Source organism: Streptomyces sp. NBC_01716, assembly GCF_036248275.1.
GTDB lineage: Bacteria > Actinomycetota > Actinomycetes > Streptomycetales > Streptomycetaceae > Streptomyces.
The window spans coordinates 7864609-7882491 of sequence record NZ_CP109181.1 but is presented as its reverse complement, the minus strand read 5'-3'; the positions used below and the strand labels follow the sequence as shown (position 1 = coordinate 7882491).

Annotated in this window: 13 protein-coding genes and 1 pseudogene; 5 read left to right on the top strand and 9 right to left on the bottom strand. The window is 71.1% G+C overall.

From position 1 onward, the window contains the following. The first annotated feature begins 107 nt into the window (after positions 1-107). From OIE74_RS35015 to OIE74_RS35005, 3 genes and pseudogenes are all read left to right on the top strand, one after another. Positions 108-1385, top strand: a complete 1278-nt coding sequence (locus OIE74_RS35015; RefSeq protein WP_443076314.1) for an AAA family ATPase — start codon at positions 108-110, stop codon at positions 1383-1385. Further along, on the top strand, positions 1382-2665 hold the full coding sequence (locus OIE74_RS35010; protein WP_329390985.1) for a vWA domain-containing protein: 1284 nt from the start codon (positions 1382-1384) through the stop codon (positions 2663-2665). Before OIE74_RS35015 ends, OIE74_RS35010 begins: the two co-directional genes overlap by 4 nt. A 188-nt stretch (positions 2666-2853) precedes the next feature. Further along, a pseudogene (locus tag OIE74_RS35005) lies at positions 2854-2952 on the top strand (NAD(P)-dependent alcohol dehydrogenase); the annotation flags it as partial. A gap of 13 nt (positions 2953-2965) precedes the next feature. Here the strand turns inward: OIE74_RS35005 and OIE74_RS35000 are convergent. From OIE74_RS35000 to OIE74_RS34975, 6 genes are all read right to left on the bottom strand, one after another. After that, on the bottom strand, positions 2966-5725 hold the full coding sequence (locus OIE74_RS35000; protein WP_329390982.1) for an alpha-mannosidase: 2760 nt from the start codon (positions 5723-5725) through the stop codon (positions 2966-2968). Further along, the gene (locus tag OIE74_RS34995) at positions 5722-8616 is read right to left on the bottom strand and encodes a glycoside hydrolase family 2 TIM barrel-domain containing protein (RefSeq protein WP_329390980.1); all 2895 of its coding nucleotides are present in this window, start codon (positions 8614-8616) and stop codon (positions 5722-5724) included. The genes OIE74_RS35000 and OIE74_RS34995 overlap by 4 nt, the downstream gene beginning before the upstream one ends. 10 nt (positions 8617-8626) lie before the next feature. Next, the gene (locus OIE74_RS34990) at positions 8627-9448 is read right to left on the bottom strand and encodes a carbohydrate ABC transporter permease (RefSeq protein ID WP_329390978.1); all 822 of its coding nucleotides are present in this window, start codon (positions 9446-9448) and stop codon (positions 8627-8629) included. After that, positions 9445-10416 (bottom strand): carbohydrate ABC transporter permease, encoded by a 972-nt coding sequence (locus tag OIE74_RS34985; RefSeq protein WP_329390976.1) that lies wholly within the window; start codon positions 10414-10416, stop codon positions 9445-9447. The genes OIE74_RS34990 and OIE74_RS34985 overlap by 4 nt, the downstream gene beginning before the upstream one ends. Then, positions 10413-11702 carry an extracellular solute-binding protein gene (locus tag OIE74_RS34980; protein ID WP_329390974.1) on the bottom strand — a complete coding sequence of 430 codons (1290 nt, stop codon included), beginning with the start codon at positions 11700-11702 and terminating at the stop codon, positions 10413-10415. Before OIE74_RS34980 ends, OIE74_RS34985 begins: the two co-directional genes overlap by 4 nt. Positions 11703-11894: 192 nt before the next feature. Further along, the gene (locus tag OIE74_RS34975; protein WP_329390972.1) at positions 11895-12896 is read right to left on the bottom strand and encodes a LacI family DNA-binding transcriptional regulator; all 1002 of its coding nucleotides are present in this window, start codon (positions 12894-12896) and stop codon (positions 11895-11897) included. 250 nt (positions 12897-13146) lie between these two features. Between OIE74_RS34975 and OIE74_RS34970 the strand changes: the two genes are divergently transcribed. Beyond that, positions 13147-14289, top strand: coding sequence for an Ig-like domain-containing protein (locus OIE74_RS34970; RefSeq protein WP_329390969.1), 1143 nt, complete (start codon positions 13147-13149; stop codon positions 14287-14289). Between the two features lie 15 nt (positions 14290-14304). Here OIE74_RS34970 and gap read toward each other — a convergent pair whose 3' ends face one another. Together gap and OIE74_RS34960 are read right to left on the bottom strand one after the other, a co-directional pair. After that, positions 14305-15297 (bottom strand): type I glyceraldehyde-3-phosphate dehydrogenase, encoded by a 993-nt coding sequence (gene gap / locus OIE74_RS34965; RefSeq protein ID WP_329390967.1) that lies wholly within the window; start codon positions 15295-15297, stop codon positions 14305-14307. A gap of 120 nt (positions 15298-15417) precedes the next feature. Next, complete coding sequence (locus OIE74_RS34960) at positions 15418-16374, bottom strand: GlxA family transcriptional regulator (RefSeq protein ID WP_329390965.1); 957 nt, start codon at positions 16372-16374, stop codon at positions 15418-15420. Between the two features lie 114 nt (positions 16375-16488). Here OIE74_RS34960 and OIE74_RS34955 point away from each other — a divergent pair, with 114 nt between their 5' ends. Beyond that, entirely contained in the window at positions 16489-17448 is a 960-nt protein-coding gene (locus tag OIE74_RS34955) for a TolB family protein (RefSeq protein ID WP_329390963.1), read from the top strand. Here the strand turns inward: OIE74_RS34955 and OIE74_RS34950 are convergent. Beyond that, entirely contained in the window at positions 17440-17862 is a 423-nt protein-coding gene (locus OIE74_RS34950; protein WP_329390961.1) for a YjbQ family protein, read from the bottom strand. The genes OIE74_RS34955 and OIE74_RS34950 overlap by 9 nt on opposite strands. Between the last annotated feature and the right edge of the window lie 21 nt (positions 17863-17883).

Genomic DNA, 17883 nt, shown 5'->3' with positions numbered 1-17883 from the left:
CCGGCCGGCACCGACCGGCGATGCCGCACGCCTGCCGACACGGCGGGGACGTCCGTCGCCCGCACGCACACCCTTTGACCGGCCAACGAACCCAATGGTGATGACACTTGACCACTCACGCCCCTTTCGCCCCCACCGACGCCCCCACCGATGCCTCCGCCAAAGCCCCCGCGCCTGACTCCCAACTCGATGTCGCGGGTCAGCTGTTGGCGCTGCTGCGCGACACGACCACCGAACCGCGCCCGGACAATCAGTTGGAGGCCCTGACCCTCGCCGTCGCCGCCGACCTGCCCGTCCTGCTGTGGGGTGAGCCGGGGATCGGCAAGACCGCCGCCCTGACACAGCTCGCCGCGTCGCTGGACCTGCCCCTGACGACGGTGATCGCGAGCGTGCACGAGCCGTCCGACTTCTCGGGGCTGCCTGTCGTCGGGGACGATCCCGCGGCGCAGGGTGTCCCGATGGCCCCGCCCGACTGGGCCGTCCGCCTCGTACGGGCGGGGCGCGGGCTGCTGTTCCTGGACGAGTTGTCCACGGCGCCGCCCGCCGTACAGGCCGCCCTGCTCCGCCTCGTACTCGAACGGCGGATCGGCGCGCTCCAACTCCCGCCGGACGTAAGGATCGTGGCCGCCGCCAATCCGCGCTCGTCGGCGGCCGACGGGTGGGAGCTGAGCCCGCCGCTGGCCAACCGGTTCGTTCATCTTCAGTGGACCCATGACCACGAGGTCGTCGTAAGGGGCCTCGGTGGGACCTGGCCCGTGGCGACGCTGCCGCGGCTGGATCGCGAGCGGCTGGCCGAGGCCGTCGGCTTCGCGCGCCGTGCCGTGTGCGGGCTGCTCTCCGCCCGAGCCGGGCTCGTGCACCGGCTGCCCAGCAACGAGACGCGCCGGGGCGGCGCCTGGCCGTCGCCCCGCAGCTGGGAGATGTCGCTGCGGCTGATCGCCTTCGCCACCGCGGCCGGTTCGTCGCGGGACGTACTCTCGCTACTCGTCAGGGGCACCGTGGGGGACGGACCGGGGCTGGAACTGCTCGCCAGTCTCGACCGGATGGATCTCCCGGACCCGGAGACGGTTCTCGCCGACCCGGCGGGCGCCGCCCTGCCCGAGCGCGGTGATCTGCGGCAGGCCGTGCTCGACGGTGTGGTGCGGGCCGTCCGCGAGCGTCCGGAGAAGTCCCGCTGGGACGCGGCGTGGGCGGTTCTGGTCCGGGCGATGGAGACCGGGGCGCCGGACCTGGTGGTCGTCCCCGCGACCACCCTCGCCTCGCTGCGCCGCGAGGAGTGGGACGTTCCGGCGTCGATCGACCGGCTCGCCGGGGCGGTGTCGCTCTCCCGGCGGGCGGACCGGGCGGCAGCCCGTACGGCGTCCGTCGCGAAGGCCGGCCGATGACCGCGCACACGGTCACGGACTCCGCCGTGGACGCGCCGGGAGCGCTGGATCTCGACAAGCTCTTCGCCGCCCGGCTGCACGCCGTCCGGGTGCGGCCCTTCATGGCCACGGCGCTGTTCGCCCTGCATGTGGTGGAGTCGCGGCGGGTGCCGACGATGGCCGTCGACCGGCACTGGCGGTGTTACGTCTCGCCGGCGTTCGTGGCCCGGACGCCGGTGAAGGAACTGGCCGGGGTCTGGGTGCACGAGGTGTCGCACCTGCTCCGCGACCACCACGGCCGAAGTGACCGGTTCGCGCGGGCCCGCGGGCTGACCGGCCCGGCGGAACGGCTGCGGATGAACATCGCGGCGGACTGCGAGATCAACGACGACGTGTTCGGCGAGGGGCTGGCGCGGCCCAGAGACGCCGTCGGTCCGGGTGTACTGGGGCTGCCCGCAGGCGAGTTGATGGAGGAGTATCTGCTCCGGTTCCGGCTGGGCCCGCATACGCAGAGCTTGGCCTGGCTGGACTGCGGCAGTGGCGCCGACGGGCTGGCACGGGAGTGGGATCTCGGGCCCGACGGCGCGCACGGTCTCAGCGCACAGGAGCGGGACGCGGTCCGGTTCCGGGTGGCGCAGGGCATCAACGCCCGTCCCGGGAGTGCCCCGAAGGGGTGGCAGCGGTGGGCGGATGAGGCGTTCCATCCGACGCAGCCGTGGCGGGAGTTGCTGGGTGCGGCGGTCCGCTCGGCGGCCTCCGGTTCCGGTGTGGGCGAGGACTACACGTACGGCCGGCCATCGCGCCGTTCGGCCGGGCTGCCCGGCGTCGTACTGCCGAGCCTGCGGCGCAGGCCGCCGCGGGTCGCGGTGATCATCGACACGTCCGGGTCGGTGAGCGACTCCGAACTGGGCAGCGCGCTGAACGAGGTCACCGCCATCTCCCGTGCCGTGGGCGGCCGTCGGGATCTGATCTCCGTCCTGCCCTGCGACGCGTCGGCCGAGATCGTGCATCCGCTGTGCCGGGCCGCGGGGATCCCGCTGATGGGAGGCGGGGGTACGGATCTGCGTACGGGCTTCGCCAGGGCGCTCAGGAAGGGGCCCCGGCCCGATGTGATCGTGGTCCTGACGGACGGTCAGACGCCGTGGCCGGACAGCCGGCCGCCGTGCCGGACGGTGGTGGGCCTGTTCGACCGGGAGTCCTCCTCCCGGTCCCGGGCCGAGGACGATCCCGATTACGTACCGGACGCGCCGCCCGAGTGGGCACGGGTGGTCTCCATCGGGCCGTCGTCCGGAGCCCGGTGAGCGAGTCGGTCAGTAGCGGGTGTTGAGCTGATCCAGTACCAGCGGCGCGGGGGGCGGCAGGGTTCCGCGTGGTCGGCCCTCAGGGACTGGAGGAGGTGGGCGACCAGCCGCCGGGACGCCGCCAGTGAGACCTGCCGGTTCTCGCCGACGATGCCGCTGTTGGCGAGGAGCAGGAGGGGGAGGTCGCTGTGGTCGACACCGTCCGTCCTCTCGGCGACATAGCCGCCGCCCACCGCGCCCTGGAGGCGGGCGGCGTCCGTGGAAAGCATGTCGTCCAAGTGGTGTGACACGGAAGGCGGCTCACTCGGAGAGGCGCACCGTCGCGATCTCCCAGGCGCGCAGGGGGATGCGGACCGTTCCGGCATCGACGAGCGGTTCGTCAGCGGGAGCCGCCCGCTCCGCGCGGCTGTCGTCGTCGCCCAGAAGGCCGACGCGGCGGGCGCCCCGGAAGGCGCCGCGTACGACCGCCGTGGCCGGCTCGGGCGAGGCGGCGACCAGACGCAGTTCCAGCTCTCCGTCGCGGCGGCGAAGGCTGGTCATGACCGCGCCCTCGACCGACAGGCCCTCGTGCAACGCGGGCGCGGCTTCGCGCGGCCCCGTGCCGTGCGTCGCATGGAGCGGATGGCGGAAGTGTTCGCCCGCCTCGGCGAGATTCGCCTCGTGCCAGTCGCCCGTGTGCGGCAGCACCGCGAACGAGACGGTGCTCGTTCCGGTCATCTGGGCCGCCGGGATGGGGAGTTGTGGCCCGGCGGGCTCCGCGCGGTAGGGGTGGATGTTACGGCTGAGCCAGCCCGTGCTGCGCAGCACCGTCAACGCGAGTTCGTCGTCCAGGAGTTCGTACTCGCAGGCCTGGGTCAGCAGCAGACCCGCACCGCCCGCGTCCACGAACCCGTGCGCGGGGAACGTCGGGACGGGGCGCTCGCTGAAACCGCCCTCCGCCGTACGCCCCCGCTCCACCACCGCGAACTGCCCCTCGGCGTAGGACGAGTTGGCGGGGCGGGCCAGCGGCACATGGCAGCGCACCCGATGGTCGAGCGAGGCGTTGTCCAGGGTCAGGTCGAGGCGGACGAAGGGCTCCCCCACCCGCAGTTCGACGTCCAGCCGGACGCTGCCCGGCCGGGTCGTCGCCGTCCGGCGGTCGGCGGTCCGGTCGACGGCCTCCGGCCAGTCGTACCCGCGCTCCACCGTGAGCGAGGCGCGGAGCGGACCGCCGACCGCCGTGCCGACGCGCAGTGAGCGGGGGGTCTCGACGAGCCGGTCGGTGCCGGGCGGGGCGTAGTTGTAGCTGTCGCCGCGGTCGCCTCCATCGACGATGCGGCCGACACCGTCGAGTACGGTCCCGTCGGCGGACACGACGCGGAGCGTGCCGTCGTCCAGGGCCGTGACGGTGACGAGGCCGTTGGACAAGGTCCGGCCCTGGGCCCGTACGGGGCTTCCCCCTGCCGGGTCGCCGGCCCGCTCGACCGGCTGTCCGCCCGGTACCGGCCGCAGCGACGTCCAGCCGAGCGCCGGCACCCGGGCCAGACAGGTGACCGTACGGTGGGCGGCCCGGGTGATGCGGACCGTCCAGTCACCGGTCGCGCCGCTCACGGCGGCGCGGACGGCCTCCACGTCGAACGGTGTGTCGCCGCCGTGCCGGGCCACGCCGAATTCCAGTACGCGCCGCTCGTCGTCGCAGGTCCAGTGAGTGATCTCGCTGCCGAAGAGCTCCCGCCCGTGGACGCGTGGCAGGAACGCGGGCAGTTCCTCACCGGGCAGGGCCTCCGAGAGCAGGAGCTGTTCCGCGCGCAGGTCGGTCTGGGCGGGCAGCCTGCTGCCGTCGGGCAGTTCGACGGCGATCTCCTCCCACTCGTCCGGGACTTCGAGATCGACGGTGACCAGGTCTTCCCGCGCGGCCGGGGTGGGATTCAGTACGAGTACGGCGTCCCGCGACACCTGCCGCGCGAGGCCGCCGGCCACCCTGTCCCGTACGGCCTGACCGAGGTGTCCGGCCTCACTGATACGGGCGAACACCTGGGTGGCCGTCTCGTCCACCCCGCATCCGGTGACCGAGTCGTGGCCGGAGGCGTCGATCAGCCGCCACCACGCCAGGTCGAGGAACTTCTCGGGCCACTCGGCCGACCAGAGCGCGGCGAAGGGCTCCGCGTAGCGTTCGACGAGACGCTCCGAGCGGGCCAGCGCCTGCTTCAGATGAGGGCGCACCGAGAGCACACCGGGCAGGATGTTGGCGTTGGCGTGGCTGCGCAGTTCACCCTCCACGACGGGCAACGACCGGTCGTGCGCGTCGCGTTCACCGATGTAATCGGCCAGGGTGGTGATCGTCACGTCGACGTCCGCCGGATCCAGGTCGGCGACCAGCTTGACCAGGGAGCCGACGGGGGCCGAGTGGTCGGTGCCGTACATCGCGAGGACCGGGTCGGCGCCGAAGGCGGGGGTCAGCCGCCTGCCGAGATCGGCCATGCGGCCTGCGAAGTGTCCGGGGTCGGAGAAGACATAGGCGGCGTTGCCGTAGCCGCCCGCGAGATATTCGGTACGTACGGAGCTGCCGTCGGGTGCCTGCCAGCGGAAGGCGTGGCCGGGTACGCCCGCGGGCACGCCGCGCCACACACAGGCGTGGTCGAGACCGGCGGCGGAGAGGATCTGCGGCATCTGCGCGCAGTGGCCGAACATGTCGGGGAGATAGCCGACGGGCATCGGGCTGCCGAGTTCCGTGGCGCGGCGGTGGCCGAGTTCCAGGTTGCGGATGATGTTCTCGCCCGAGCAGAGGAATTCGTCCAGGAGGATCTGCCAGGGGCCGACGGCCAGTTGGCCGCGCCGGACCAGCCGGAGCACGCGGTCGCGGTGTTCCGGGCGGACCTCCAGGTAGTCGTCCACGGCGGCCATCTGTCCGTCGAGGGTGAAGCGGAACCGTTCGTCGGCCTCCGCCCGGTCCAGGACCTCGTCCAGCAGATCGACCAGCCGCAGCCGGAAGCGCTGGAAGGGCTCGTACCATTCGCGGTCCCAGTGGGTGTGCGGGACCAGCGACACGGCGGGGGCGGGAGCGTGGGCGCGGGCGGTCATCGGGACGGTGTCTCCTCTGCGGCTGAAGTACCCGCCTGGGTCGCGGTCTGTGGGGTGAAGGTGAGCGTCAGGGAGGCGCGCTCCGGCCGGAGCCGGTACTCCGGCAGAACACCGGGGCCGCAGGACGCGGACCCGAGTCCGTGCTGCGCGAGGTCGAGGTTGAGCACGATCGTGTCGCCCGGTTCGAGGTCGGTGGTGTGGGCCGCGGCGTCGAGTTGCTCCGATGTCCAGCGGCGGGCGGTGAAGGCGAAGGACTGGTCCCCTTCGACGCGCAGGCCCGTGCCGTCGTCGGCCGTCAGCCGCAGCCATCGCAGGTCGAGGCGGTTCCCGTTCTCCTGGGGGAAGACATACGGCGTCTGAAGGGCGTCGACGGTGCTGGTGAAGCGGCCGATCCTGGCTGCCTGCCGGCTGTCGGCGTACGCCTCCCCCGGTCCGCGCCCGAACCACTCGGCGGCGCCGAGGGCGGCGGGCAGGGCCATGCGCAGACCGAGCCTGGGCAGGGTGCACGGCCAGGTGCCCTCAGGCTCGACGTCCAGGTCCAGTCGCAGGCGCTGTCCGTCGGCGCTCCAGCGGTAGTCGGCCCGCATGCCGAAGCCGAGACCCGGCGGGGCGACGCGGGTGCGTACGAGGAGGGCGTCGCCGAGCGGTTCGACGGCCACGACGCGGTGCCGCAACCGGTGCAGGCCGGCGGCCCGCCACCGGGCTTCCTCGGGGTCGTCGGAGCCGCGGTCGTTGTCGGTGGGCGCCCGCCACAGGTCGAGCTGCGGGCCTTCGACGGGCAGGCCGCCGAGTGCGGTCAATCGCCCGGTCACCGGGTCGAACACGCCGGGTCCCAGGCGCAGTTCGGTGTCCGTCACCTCCGGAGCCGTACCGGCGGCGGGGGCGGTGGACACCGGCCTCGGTGCGACGGGTATCTGCCCCCAGGCCACCACGTGGCCTGCCCGCGCCCATGAGGTGTCGGCGGCGAGCGCGGCCCGTACGGTGAGCCAGCTCTCCCCGCCGGTGGCGGGGAGTTCGGGCAGAGACAGGTCGGCGCCGGCGCCCGCCGCGACCGGCGGCACGGTGAGCGCGCCGTGCGCGACCTCGGTTCCCTCCTCCTCCAGGACCCAGGCGAAGTCGAGATGCGCCGTCGAGAGGATGTCGTAGTGGTTGGTGACGCGCGGTACGCCGTCGACGGCCGTGATCCGCACCGGTTCGAAGACCTTCGCGAACTCCGCGAGAGCGGGTGACGGTGTGCGGTCGGGGTGGAGAAGTCCGTCGATGACGAAGTTGCCGTCGTGGAGGGGCTCGCCGAAGTCGCCGCCGTACGCGAAGTAGGCGCGCCCTTCGGTGTCGCGTTGCGCGATGCCGTGGTCGAGCCACTCCCACACGAAGCCGCCCTGGCAGCGCGGATGGCGTTCGAACAGGTCGCGGTACTCCAGCAGACCGCCCGGCCCGTTGCCCATCGCGTGGCCGAACTCGCAGAGGACGAAGGGCCGTTCGCGGACGCGTTCATGCCCTTCGATGCCCTGCCCGATACGGTCCACCTCCTCGTGGGTGGCGTACATCCTGCTGTACACATCGGTGTAGGAGCAGTCGGTGTCGCCCTCGTAGTGCACGGGGCGGGTGGGGTCGCGCCGGTGGGTCCACTCGGCGGCGGCGGCGAGGTTACGGCCGGTGCCGGCCTCGTTGCCGAGTGACCACATGACGACCGAGGGGTGGTTCTTGTCCCGCTCGACCATGCGGCGCATACGGTCCAGATACGCGTCCGTCCATTGGGGGTCGTCGCTGGGATTGCCCTGCCAGTCGAGTTCGGAGAAGCCGTGCGTCTCCAGGTCGCTCTCGTCGACGACCCAGAGGCCGTAGGTGTCGCAGAGGTCCAGGAACGCGGAGTCGGGCGGATAGTGGCTGGTGCGGACGGCGTTGACGTTGTGCCGTTTCATCAGCTCGATGTCGGCGACGGCGAACTCGCGGGGCACGACGCGTCCCGACTCCGGGTGGAATTCATGGCGGTTGACGCCCCGGAAGACGATCCGGCGGCCGTTCACCGTGAGTTGGCCGTCCTCGACGGCGACGGTACGGAAGCCGATACGTACCGGTACGCGCTCGGTGCCGGTGTGGACCTCGCCCTCGTACAGCCGTGGCTCCTCGGCGCTCCACGGCTCCACGCCGGCGACCTCGGCCGGCTCACCCGCGGGCAGCCCGGCGATGCCGAGTTCGGGAACGCTGACGCGTACGCCGCTGTCGGCGTCGACCCGGAGCGTGCCTCGTCCGGTGAGGTGGTCGTATCCGGCGTCGAGCGTGAAGTCCCGTACCCCGCCCGCCGGCCGGGCGAGCAGGGTGACGTCGCGGAAGATGCCGGACAGCCACCACATGTCCTGGTCCTCCAGGTAGCTGCCCGCCGACCACTGGTGGACACGGACGGCGAGGAGATTGCCGCGCCGTCGCAGCAGTGGGCCGACGTCGAACTCCGTCGGCAGCCTGCTGCCCTTGGTCACGCCCAGTTCGATGCCGTTGAGCCAGACGCGCCCGCAGGAGTCGATGCCGTCGAAGCGCAGCACGGCGGGCTCGTCCGGCCAGTCGTCGGGCAGGTCGAAGGCCAGCCGGTGGTCGCCCGTCGGGTTCTCGGTGGGCACATGGGGCGGGTCTACGGGGAAGGGGTAGCGGACGTTGGTGTAGGCGGGGGCGCCGTGGCCGGCCAACTGCCAGTGGCCGGGGACCTGGAGGTCCCCCCAGCCACCGTCGTCGAAGTCGTCCCGTTCGATGCCGTCCGGCGCCGCGTCGACCGCCGGTGAGAGCAGGAACCGCCAACTGCCGCCCAGGCTGAGCGCGGGCGCGTCGGAGCGGAAGGCGGACCGGGGTGCCGACGAGCCGTGGCCGGGGGCCGGGTCTTCGACGTACGAGGAGGGCAATGGATTCCCTTCAGCCCTTGAGGGCGCCGGCGGCGATGTTGCGGATGAAGTGCCGGGCGCCGAAGAGGAAGATGATGATCAGCGGGACGATGGCCACCAGCGTGCCCGCCATGACCACGCTGTAATCGGTGACATAGAGGCCGTTGAGCTGTGCGAGCGCGAGTTGGAGCGTGATGTGGCGGGAGTCGATGAGGACGACCAGTGGCCACAGGAAGTCGTTCCACACGTTGACGAAGGTGAAGATGCCGAGGAACGCGAGCGCCGGGCGCAGTACCGGCAGTCCGACGTACAGATAGGTGCGGAAGAAGCCGCAGCCGTCGATCCGCGCCGCGTCGAGCAGTTCGTCCGGCAGGGCGCCGGCCGCGTACTGGCGCATCCAGAAGATGCCGAAGGCGTTGGCCGCGGCGGGCACGATCAGCGCCTTCAGGCTTCCCACCCAGCCGAGGTCGGCCATCAGGGAGAACTGCGGGATGGCGGCGAGCTGGGTGGGCACCACGAAGGTGGCCAGGAGGATCCCGAAGAGGATCTTGCTGCCGGGGAAGGTGTACTTGGCGAAGGTGAAGGCGGCGAGCGAGTCGAAGAACAGCACGGCTACGGTCGTCACGATCGCGACGACGAGCGTGTTGAGCAGCGACCCGAAGAAGTCGATCTTCGAGAAGACCTCGCCGATGTTGTGGAAGAGCTGGTCGCCGAAGACGAGCTTCGGGGGGCTTGAGTAGATGTCCGGCGTGGTGTTGGACGCCATCACGGCGAGCCAGTAGTAGGGGAAGAGGGTGATCGCCGCGCCGACGAGGAGCGCTGTGTACGTCAGGACACGTCCGCGGGTAGTCATCGCACGTTCTCCTTGATGGTGACCTGGCCTCGCTCGGGGCGTTGCACAAGCCGCCAGTTGAGGATGGAGAACAGCACGACGACGACGAAGATGCCCCAGGCGATGGCGGCGCCGTAGCCGAAGTCGTTGTCCGCGAAGGCGGTTCCGTAGAAGTAGAGGACCATCGTCAGTCCCGCCCCGCCGGGCCCGCCGCGGTCGCCGAGCAGCACCTGTGACTCGGTGAAGATCTGGAGGCCGCCGATGGCGGACATCACCAGCGAGAACAGGAGCACAGGCCGCAGGAGCGGCAGGGTGATCCGGAAGAACGTCTGTACGGGGCTCGCGCCGTCGACGCGCGCCGCCTCGTAGACGTCGGTGGGCAGGGCCTGGAGTCCGGCGAGGAAGATGATGGCGTTGTAGCCCGTCCAGCGCCAGATGATCATGATGGCGATGGCGCACCGGATGCCCCAGGGGTCGGTCAGCCAGGGGACATGGCCGAAGCCGAAGAGGTCGAGGATCCAGTTGAGGATGCCGAACTCACCGCTGAAGATCGAGCCGAAGACCAGCGACATGGCCACGATCGAGGTCACGTTGGGCATGAAGTACGCGACGCGCAGCACGCCCTTGAAGCGCACCGAGGAGTTCAGACCGAGTGCGATGAGCAGGGCGAGCACGGTCATCGGGACCGTCGACATCACCCAGATGATCAGGGTGTTGGCTATCGAGTCCCAGAACTGGCTGTCGGTGAGCAGATAGCGGAAGTTCTCCAGGCCGACGAACTTCGTCGGTCCTACGCCGTCCCAGCGCTGGAGCGACAGATAGAGCGAGTAGAACACCGGGTAGAGGCCGAAGACGGCGAAGAGCAGGAAGAACGGGGAGACGGCGGCGTACTGCGGCAGATGACGCCACCGCCTGCGGCGCCGGGCGGCCTCCTCCGCCGGTGACCGCGGGGCGGTCGCCGGCGCGTCGAGTTCGGACGTCGCGGTCATGAGAGCACACCCTGTCGGCGCAGAAGTCGTTCGATCCGGTTCCGGGCGTCCTTCCAGGCGCGCTCCGGATCCTTGCCGCCGAGTTCGACGTTCGTGAGCTCGTCGGTGTAGGTGTCGCTGATGGTGATGTCCCAGGGGCTGAAGTAGGCGTACCGCACCTGGTCGGCGATGTCGGCGAAGACCTTCACGGCGGACTGGCCGCCGAAGAACGTGTCCGGGGCGGTGATCCGTTCGTCCTCGGCCGCGGCCGGGCTGGAGGGGAAGAGGCCGATCTCGGCGTAGTTGGAGGCCTGGTTCGCCGGGTTCTGCAGCCAGCTGATGATGTCGAACGCCGCTTGCGGGTCGGGGCAGGCGGCGGTGATGGCGAGGAAGGAACCGCCCTGGTTGCCGGGTCCGCCGGGCGGTGCGCAGACCCGCCACTTGCCGGCGGTGCCGGGAGCCGACTGCTTGATCTCGCCGGTGATCCAGGAGGCGTTGACGAGACTGACCTCCTGGCCGGTGTTCCAGGCCGCGTGCCGGTCCACGGACTGGCCGCTGGCCGTCTGCGACCCGCCGAACCCGGCGGTGAGGCGCCGCCGGAACGCCTCGACCGAGCGGTCCCAGGCGAGCCTGACGTGGGCCTGGTCGTCCAGGTAGCTGTTCTCGGGGGTGAAGTACTTCCGCTGCTCCTGGGCCATCGAGTACGTGAAGACCGTCTTGGTGTCGGTGATCAGATAGCGGCCGGGAAGCTTCTTCCGGATCTGCTCGCCGAAGGTGAAGTACTTCTCCCAGGTGGGTACGGCCGCCGCGACGTCGTCCGGTTCGCTGGGCAGGCCGGCCTTCTCGAAGATGTCGTGCCGGTAGTAGAGAGCCGCTGGGCCGATGTCGATGGGGAAACCCAGCTGGAATCCGTCGGAGGTGGCGCCCGCCTGCCACTTCCACGGCAGATAGCCTTGCGCCAGCTCACGCGCCCCGTGGTCGTTCATGTTCACGAAGCGGTCGCTGTCGCTGAAGTACCGCGAGATGTTGTCGCCGATCATGGTGATGTCGGGCAGATAGGCACCGCCGGCGAGCGCGGCGAGCAGCCGCTGTGTGAGGTCGCCGCTCACCTGCGAGGGGACGAACTTGTCGGCCGCGAAGCGCTTCCTGGCGGCCTTGAGCACGTTCTCGGAGAAGCCGTTGTACGTGTACCAGAAGGTGAGGTGACCGGGGTTCGCGGTCGTGGGGCTTGAGCATCCACCGGCTCCGAACGCGGCGGCGCCGAGAGCGGTCGCGCCTGCCAGGAGCCTTCGTCGAGTCAGCGTCATTGAGGACCCTTCCAAGGCCCGTGAACGTTCCCGTGAACGTTCACGAATTGCCGGGAAGTCTCTGGCGGAGTACGCCGATGTGTCAAGAGGCCGCACGTCGGCGACCTGTGGAGAGCGATTCGGGGTCGGTTCGGGGGTTACGTTCCGGGGCCGAAGCCGGTACCGGGGCCGGGCCCGCTCACCCGGGCCCGCTCACCCGGACTCGCGCAGCCGCAACTCCGCGCGGACGACCAGCTCGTCGGGAGCGAGCGGGCCGCTGCCGGTCAGCAGGCGGGCGGCCTGCTCGACGGCGAGCGCCCCGAGCCCGCGCGTGTCCAGTGCCACGGTGGAGAGCGGCGGCTCGACGAGCGTACCGAGGCGCAGCCCGTCGAAACCGATCACGGCGAGCTCCCCGGGGACGCTCCGGCCGAGGCGGCGCGCGGCCCGCAGCGCGCCGATGGCGATGATGTCGTTGAAGGTGAACACGGCGGTCACGTCGGGGTGTTCGGCCAGGAGCGTCTCCAGCGCGCTCTCGCCGCCCTCGACGCTCTGGTCCGCCCTGCACACCGGCCCTTCGTCCAGCCCGCAGGCCGCCGTCGCGGCCGCGAACCAGGCGTGCCGGACGCTCGGTTCGGCCCGGCCCGCGTGGTCGAGCATGCCGATGCGCCGGTGGCCGTTCGCCACCAGGTGGGTGATCGCCGCCTGGACGCCGGCCTCGCCGTCGATCCGGATCGCGCTGAACCGGTCGCTGCGCCGCTCACGGTCGATGAGCACGACCGGGACGCCGCGCGTCAGCTTCTCGATCTCTTCCTCGGACCGGCTGAAGTACCCGACGACGGCGTCCACTTGTGAGGCGATGACCTGGAGGGTGCCGCGTTCCTCCTCGGCGCTGTCGGCGGTGTCGTACACGAGGACGTGCCAGCCATGGGCCCGCGCGGCTTCCAGTGCCGCCGCCGCGACCTCGGTGAAGAACGGGTTGAGCAGGTCGGGAATGACCAGCCCGACGCTGATGGTGTCCTGTCTGACCAGGCCCCTGGCGAACCGGCTCGGGCGGTAGCCCAGCGCGAGGGCGGCGTCGAGCACCCGCTGCTTGGTGGAGCCGTGGATCTCGCCCTTGTCGTTCAGGGCCCGTGACACGGTCTGCCGGGACACCCCGGCGGACCGGGCGACATCGTGGATCGTCACCCTGCGGGATTCGGTCCCCGACGACGCCATCACTCACCTCCGCGCAGCTGTCGGCACCGGCGCACCGACAGGGATCCGAGTATGCCTCGGCCGGGTGCGGCGGCGCATACGGCTGTCGTCCGGCCGCCATACATGGGATCACTGTCCGCCATCAACCGCAGGTTGATGCACCGCACGCATATTGACAGGGCCATAGGCCCGACGTTCTTATGTGGACCCCAGCCTGTTCGAATTCGTTCACTTCCGTTCGTCTGTGTTGATCCACGCTCCCCTCTCCCCCATGGAGCCTCTCGTGCGCCTGCACAGCACCCGCCCGCCGTCGCGGAAGATCCTGCTGACCCTGGCCGTCGTTCTGTCACTGACGGCCCCGGCCCCGGCGGTGTTCGCGGCCGGTGCCGATCCGTCGAGCGCCGGGACCGCCACCACTCCGGCGGCCGAGACGGTCGTCGATGTCACCGCCTTCGGCGCCGACCCGACGGGCCGGCGGGACAGCGCCGGCGCGGTGGCGAAGGCCATGCGACAGGCCAAGCGGGTCAAGGGCCCGGTCCGCGTCCTGTTTCCGCGCGGCACCTATCAGCTCTACCCCGAGCACGCCGAACGCCGTGAGCTGTACGTCTCCAACACCGTTGGCGCCGACCAGACTTACCGGGACAAGCGGATCGGCATCCTGGCCGAGGACATGCGCGACGTCACGATCGACGGGGACGGCTCGCACCTGCTGTTCCACGGGCTGATGACCACCTTCGCGGTCATCCGCTCGCACGACGTCAAGGATGTGCTGATCAGCCGCAACACCTTCCTGCGGCCGGCCGGTCCGGTGATCCTCGTGGAGCCCACGAACCAGGTCGTGGACCCGGCGAGGCCGGTGCACCACAACATCCGGGTGCGGGACAACACCTTCCGGACCGGAGACGTACGGCTGCTCGACGCGAAGAGCGTCAGCGGTATCTCCTTCGAACGCAACACGGTCTCCCGCCTGGACCGCGACACCGCCTTCGCCGCCGAGACGGCGGACCCCTGCCCCGCCCCGGGCGCCACCACCCAGGTGCGCGCCGTGCCGAAGGCGTCGGCGTACACCACCTCGCTGTTCGCCTACCGGGGTTCGTCGGACGCCGTGATCGAGGACAACCGCTTCGACAACGGTCTGAATCTGCGGGCCGATCTGAACGCCACCGACGCGGCCGAGGTCACCGGCGACGAAGTGGCCCTGGACGCCGACAACATCCTGCCGCTGCTGCCCTCGACCCGCTGGACCAGCGGCGACCCGGCGGTCGCCACCGTCGACCGGAGCGGCAGGGTCACCGCGAAGCGGGTCGGCGGGACGACCATCACTCCCACGACGAGCAGTCGGCTGGGGCCCGTCGCCGGCATCCCGGTCACGCTCACCGTGGGCGCCGACCCCACCTCGCCCGACTGCGCGTAGGGCCTGCCCGGCGCGTCAGGCCAGGAGTTCGAGCGTGTCGATCAACCGGTTCGAGAAGCCCCACTCGTTGTCGTACCAGGCGACCACCTTGATGTGACGGCCGTCGACGCGGGTGAGGGCCGAGTCGAAGATCGCCGAGGCGGGGTTGCCCGTGATGTCGGACGACACGAGGGCGTCCTCCGAGTATTCGATGATGCCGGCCAGCGCTCCTTCGGATGCCGTGCGGTACGCGGCCAGCACATCGTCGCGTGACACGTCGCGGGCGACGGTCGTGTTGAGTTCCACGATCGAGCCCACCGGCACCGGCACGCGGATCGAGTCGCCCGACAGCTTGCCGTCGAGGTTCGGCAGGACCAGGCCGATCGCCTTGGCGGCGCCCGTCGTGGTCGGCACGATGTTGACCGCGGCGGCGCGGGCCCGGCGGGCGTCGCGGTGGGGAGCGTCCTGGAGGTTCTGCTCCTGGGTGTAGGCGTGCACCGTCGTCATGAAGCCGTGCTCGATGCCGGCGAGGTCGTCGAGGACCGCGGCCAGCGGCGCGAGGGCGTTGGTCGTGCACGAGGCGTTCGAGATGATCGTGTGCGTGGCCGGGTCGTACGCGTCGGTGTTGACTCCGAACGCGATCGTGGCGTCGGCGCCGGCCGACGGGGCGCTCACCAGCACCTTCTTGGCGCCCGCTGCGAGGTGGGCGCGGGATGCCTCGGCCGAGGTGAAACGGCCGGTCGACTCCAGGACGATGTCGACGCCGAGTTCCGCCCAGGGCAGCCGGGCCGGTTCGCGCTCGGCGAGAACGGCGATACGACGGCCGTCCACGACGAGGGCGTTCCCGTCGACGGTCACCGGGCGGCCGAGCCGGCCGGCCGTGGTGTCGAAGGCGAGCAGGCGCGCGAGGTCGGTGGGCTCGGTGAGGTCGTTGACGGCGACGACTTCGAGGTCGCTGTCCCGTTCGAGCAGTACGCGCAGCGCGTTGCGTCCGATGCGGCCGAATCCGTTGATGGCGATGCGAGTCATAAGAGATGTCCCTTCGGTTTCCCTCCAGGTTCGCGCGGGGCGTCCGCCCGTGACTGCGGCGTGAACGCCATGGTTCGTAAGGATCACGCCAACGGGGGTGCGGCGGGCGGGCCGCCTGGGCTACTCGCCCTGGGCAAAGGTCCGCCGGTACGCGCTCGGTGTGGTGCCGAGCGTGCTCTGGAAGTGCAGCCGCAGGTTCGCACCGGTGCCGAGACCGACGTCGGTGGCGATCTGCTCGATGCTCAGCTCGGAGCGTTCGAGCAATTCGCGGGCCGCATCGATCCGCGCGCGCATCACCCACCGCATCGGCGTGTACCCGGTGTCCTCGACGAAGCGCCGCGCCAACGTGCGCGGCGACACCGCCGCGTGCTGGGCGAGCACGTCGAGGGTGAGGTGTTTGCCGAGCCGGCGCAGGGCCCACTCGCGGGTGGCGGCGAATCGCTCGCCCAGCGGCTCGGGCACCCGGCGCGGCACGTACTGCGCCTGCCCGCCGCTGCGGTAGGGGGCCGCGACCAGGCGCCGGGCCGCGTGGTTGGACGCGGCCACCCCGAGGTCGGAACGCAGGATGTGCAGGCACAGGTCGATGCCCGACGCGGCACCGGCCGACGTCAGCACGCTGCCCTCGTCCACGAACAGCACGTTCTCGTCGACCCGGACGAGCGGGTGCTTGGCCGCGAGCGCCCGCGTGTAGTGCCAGTGGGTCGTGGCGCGTCTGCCGTCGAGCAGCCCGGTGGCGGCGAGCGCGAAGGCACCCGTGGAGATGGCGGCGAGCCGCGCGCCCCTCTGGTGGGCCGCGATCAGCGCGTCGACGACCGGGGGCGGCGGATCCTCGCGGTCGGGGAAGCGGTAGCCGGGGATGAAGACGATGTCGGCCCACGCGAGTGCGTCGAGGCCGTCCGCGACGTGGTACGAGAGCCCGTCGCCACCGGTCACGAGACCGGGCGCCGCGCCGCACACCCGTACCTCGTAGGGCATGCTCTCGCGGGTCGTGAACACCTGCGCGGGAATGCCGACGTCGAGCGGCTTCGCACCTTCCAGCACGAGGACGGCGACACGTTGCGGGCGGGGGGACGGCACGGCCCCCAGAGTACGCGGCACCTTCCGGACCTGGGCGGACACGGCCTCGTCGCCCGCGGCCGAGCCGCACCGGGCAGGGTGGACACCTGCCCGCGACTTGAGGAGTTTCCGGAGATGACCACACCTTCACCCCGTGAGACGGCACATCCCGTCGGGCGGGACCCGTCGGGTCCCCCGCGAGATCCGGGGGCGGGCCGCACCTGTCGGATCCATGTGTTCGACGTGGCGTCCCTCTCGGCCACCGTCATCGCCGAGTTCGACCGGATGTCCTTCGAGGCGCCCAACTGGGGAGCCGACGGCGGCACGCTCTATCTGAATGGGGACGGCGCGCTCTGGGCCTTCTCCCTCGACTCCCCGCTCGCACCGCGTCGTGTCGCGTACGAGGGGCTGCCGGCTCTCAACAACGACCATGTCCTCGATCCGCGCGGTGAGGCCGTCTTCATGTCCGCGACGGACGGGCACATCTACCACGGGCCGCTGGCCGGCGGCGGCCACCGCCGCGTCACGGACGAGCAGGGGGTCCAGCACTTCCTGCACGGGGTTTCGCCGGACGGGAAGCGGCTCGGCTTCGTACGGATCGACGGGGCCGGCGGTCCGGGCAGGCTCGCTCTGATCGACTCGGACGGCGGTCCGGTCACGGTGGTGGACACGGGCGGTGGCCATGTGGACGGTCCCGAATGGTCTCCCGACGGTGAATGGATCTACTTCAACACCGAGCGCTGGGCGGCGATACCCGGACACGCCCAACTGGCCAGGGTGCCGAGCGAGGACCCGTCCCCGGAGAAGGTCGAGCGGCTGCTCTCGACCGACACCGTGGACTGGTTCCCGCATCTCGCACCGGACGGCCGTCTTGCCGTCTGTCTGCGGTATCCGGCGGGGACGGTCGGCCATCCCGCTGACCTCGACGTGGAGTTGGTCCTCGTCGGTACCTCCGACTGGTCCGCGCCCTTGGCACGCGTGCCGCTGTTCGGCGGTCAGGGCACGATCAACGTCAACAGCTGGAGTCCCGACTCCCGGCGGTTCGCTTTCGTTTCGTATCCGGTGGCCGGCGGCGCGCCCGCCCGCTCAGCCTAGGAAGCTCAGCCGTACCTTCCGGTCCGGGTTGTCGGTGTTCGTGTCGACCAGACAGACCGACTGCCAGGTGCCCAGCTCCAGGCGGCCTGCGAGCACCGGCAGCGTCGCGTGGGGCGGCACCAGGGCCGGGAGGACATGGTCGCGGCCGTGGCCCGGGGAGCCGTGGCGGTGCTGCCAGCGGTTGTCCGCCGGGAGCAGGGTGTGCAGCGCGGCGAGCAGGTCGTCGTCGCTGCCCGCACCCGTCTCGATGAGGGCCACGCCGGCCGTGGCGTGCGGGACGAAGACATGCAGGAGGCCGTCGCGGCCGGCGGCGGTCTCGCGGAGGAACCGTTCGCACAGGTGCGTCAGGTCCGTCACGGTCTCGTCGGTGCCGGTGGCGACGTTCACGATCCTGGTGGTGAAGGCGTCGGGCATGGCTCCATCCTGCCGCCTCAC

Excerpts from the sequence above, each read along its gene's own strand:
- OIE74_RS35010 (WP_329390985.1), top strand. The coding sequence starts at position 1,382 with ATGACCGCGCACACGGTCACGGACTCCGCCGTGGACGCGCCGGGAGCG.
- OIE74_RS35000 (WP_329390982.1), bottom strand. The coding sequence starts at position 5,725 with ATGACCGCCCGCGCCCACGCTCCCGCCCCCGCCGTGTCGCTGGTCCCG.
- OIE74_RS34990 (WP_329390978.1), bottom strand. The coding sequence starts at position 9,448 with ATGACTACCCGCGGACGTGTCCTGACGTACACAGCGCTCCTCGTCGGC.
- OIE74_RS34985 (WP_329390976.1), bottom strand. The coding sequence starts at position 10,416 with ATGACCGCGACGTCCGAACTCGACGCGCCGGCGACCGCCCCGCGGTCA.
- OIE74_RS34980 (WP_329390974.1), bottom strand. The coding sequence starts at position 11,702 with ATGACGCTGACTCGACGAAGGCTCCTGGCAGGCGCGACCGCTCTCGGC.
- OIE74_RS34975 (WP_329390972.1), bottom strand. The coding sequence starts at position 12,896 with ATGGCGTCGTCGGGGACCGAATCCCGCAGGGTGACGATCCACGATGTC.
- OIE74_RS34970 (WP_329390969.1), top strand. The coding sequence starts at position 13,147 with ATGGAGCCTCTCGTGCGCCTGCACAGCACCCGCCCGCCGTCGCGGAAG.
- gap (WP_329390967.1), bottom strand. The coding sequence starts at position 15,297 with ATGACTCGCATCGCCATCAACGGATTCGGCCGCATCGGACGCAACGCG.
- OIE74_RS34955 (WP_329390963.1), top strand. The coding sequence starts at position 16,489 with ATGACCACACCTTCACCCCGTGAGACGGCACATCCCGTCGGGCGGGAC.
- OIE74_RS34950 (WP_329390961.1), bottom strand. The coding sequence starts at position 17,862 with ATGCCCGACGCCTTCACCACCAGGATCGTGAACGTCGCCACCGGCACC.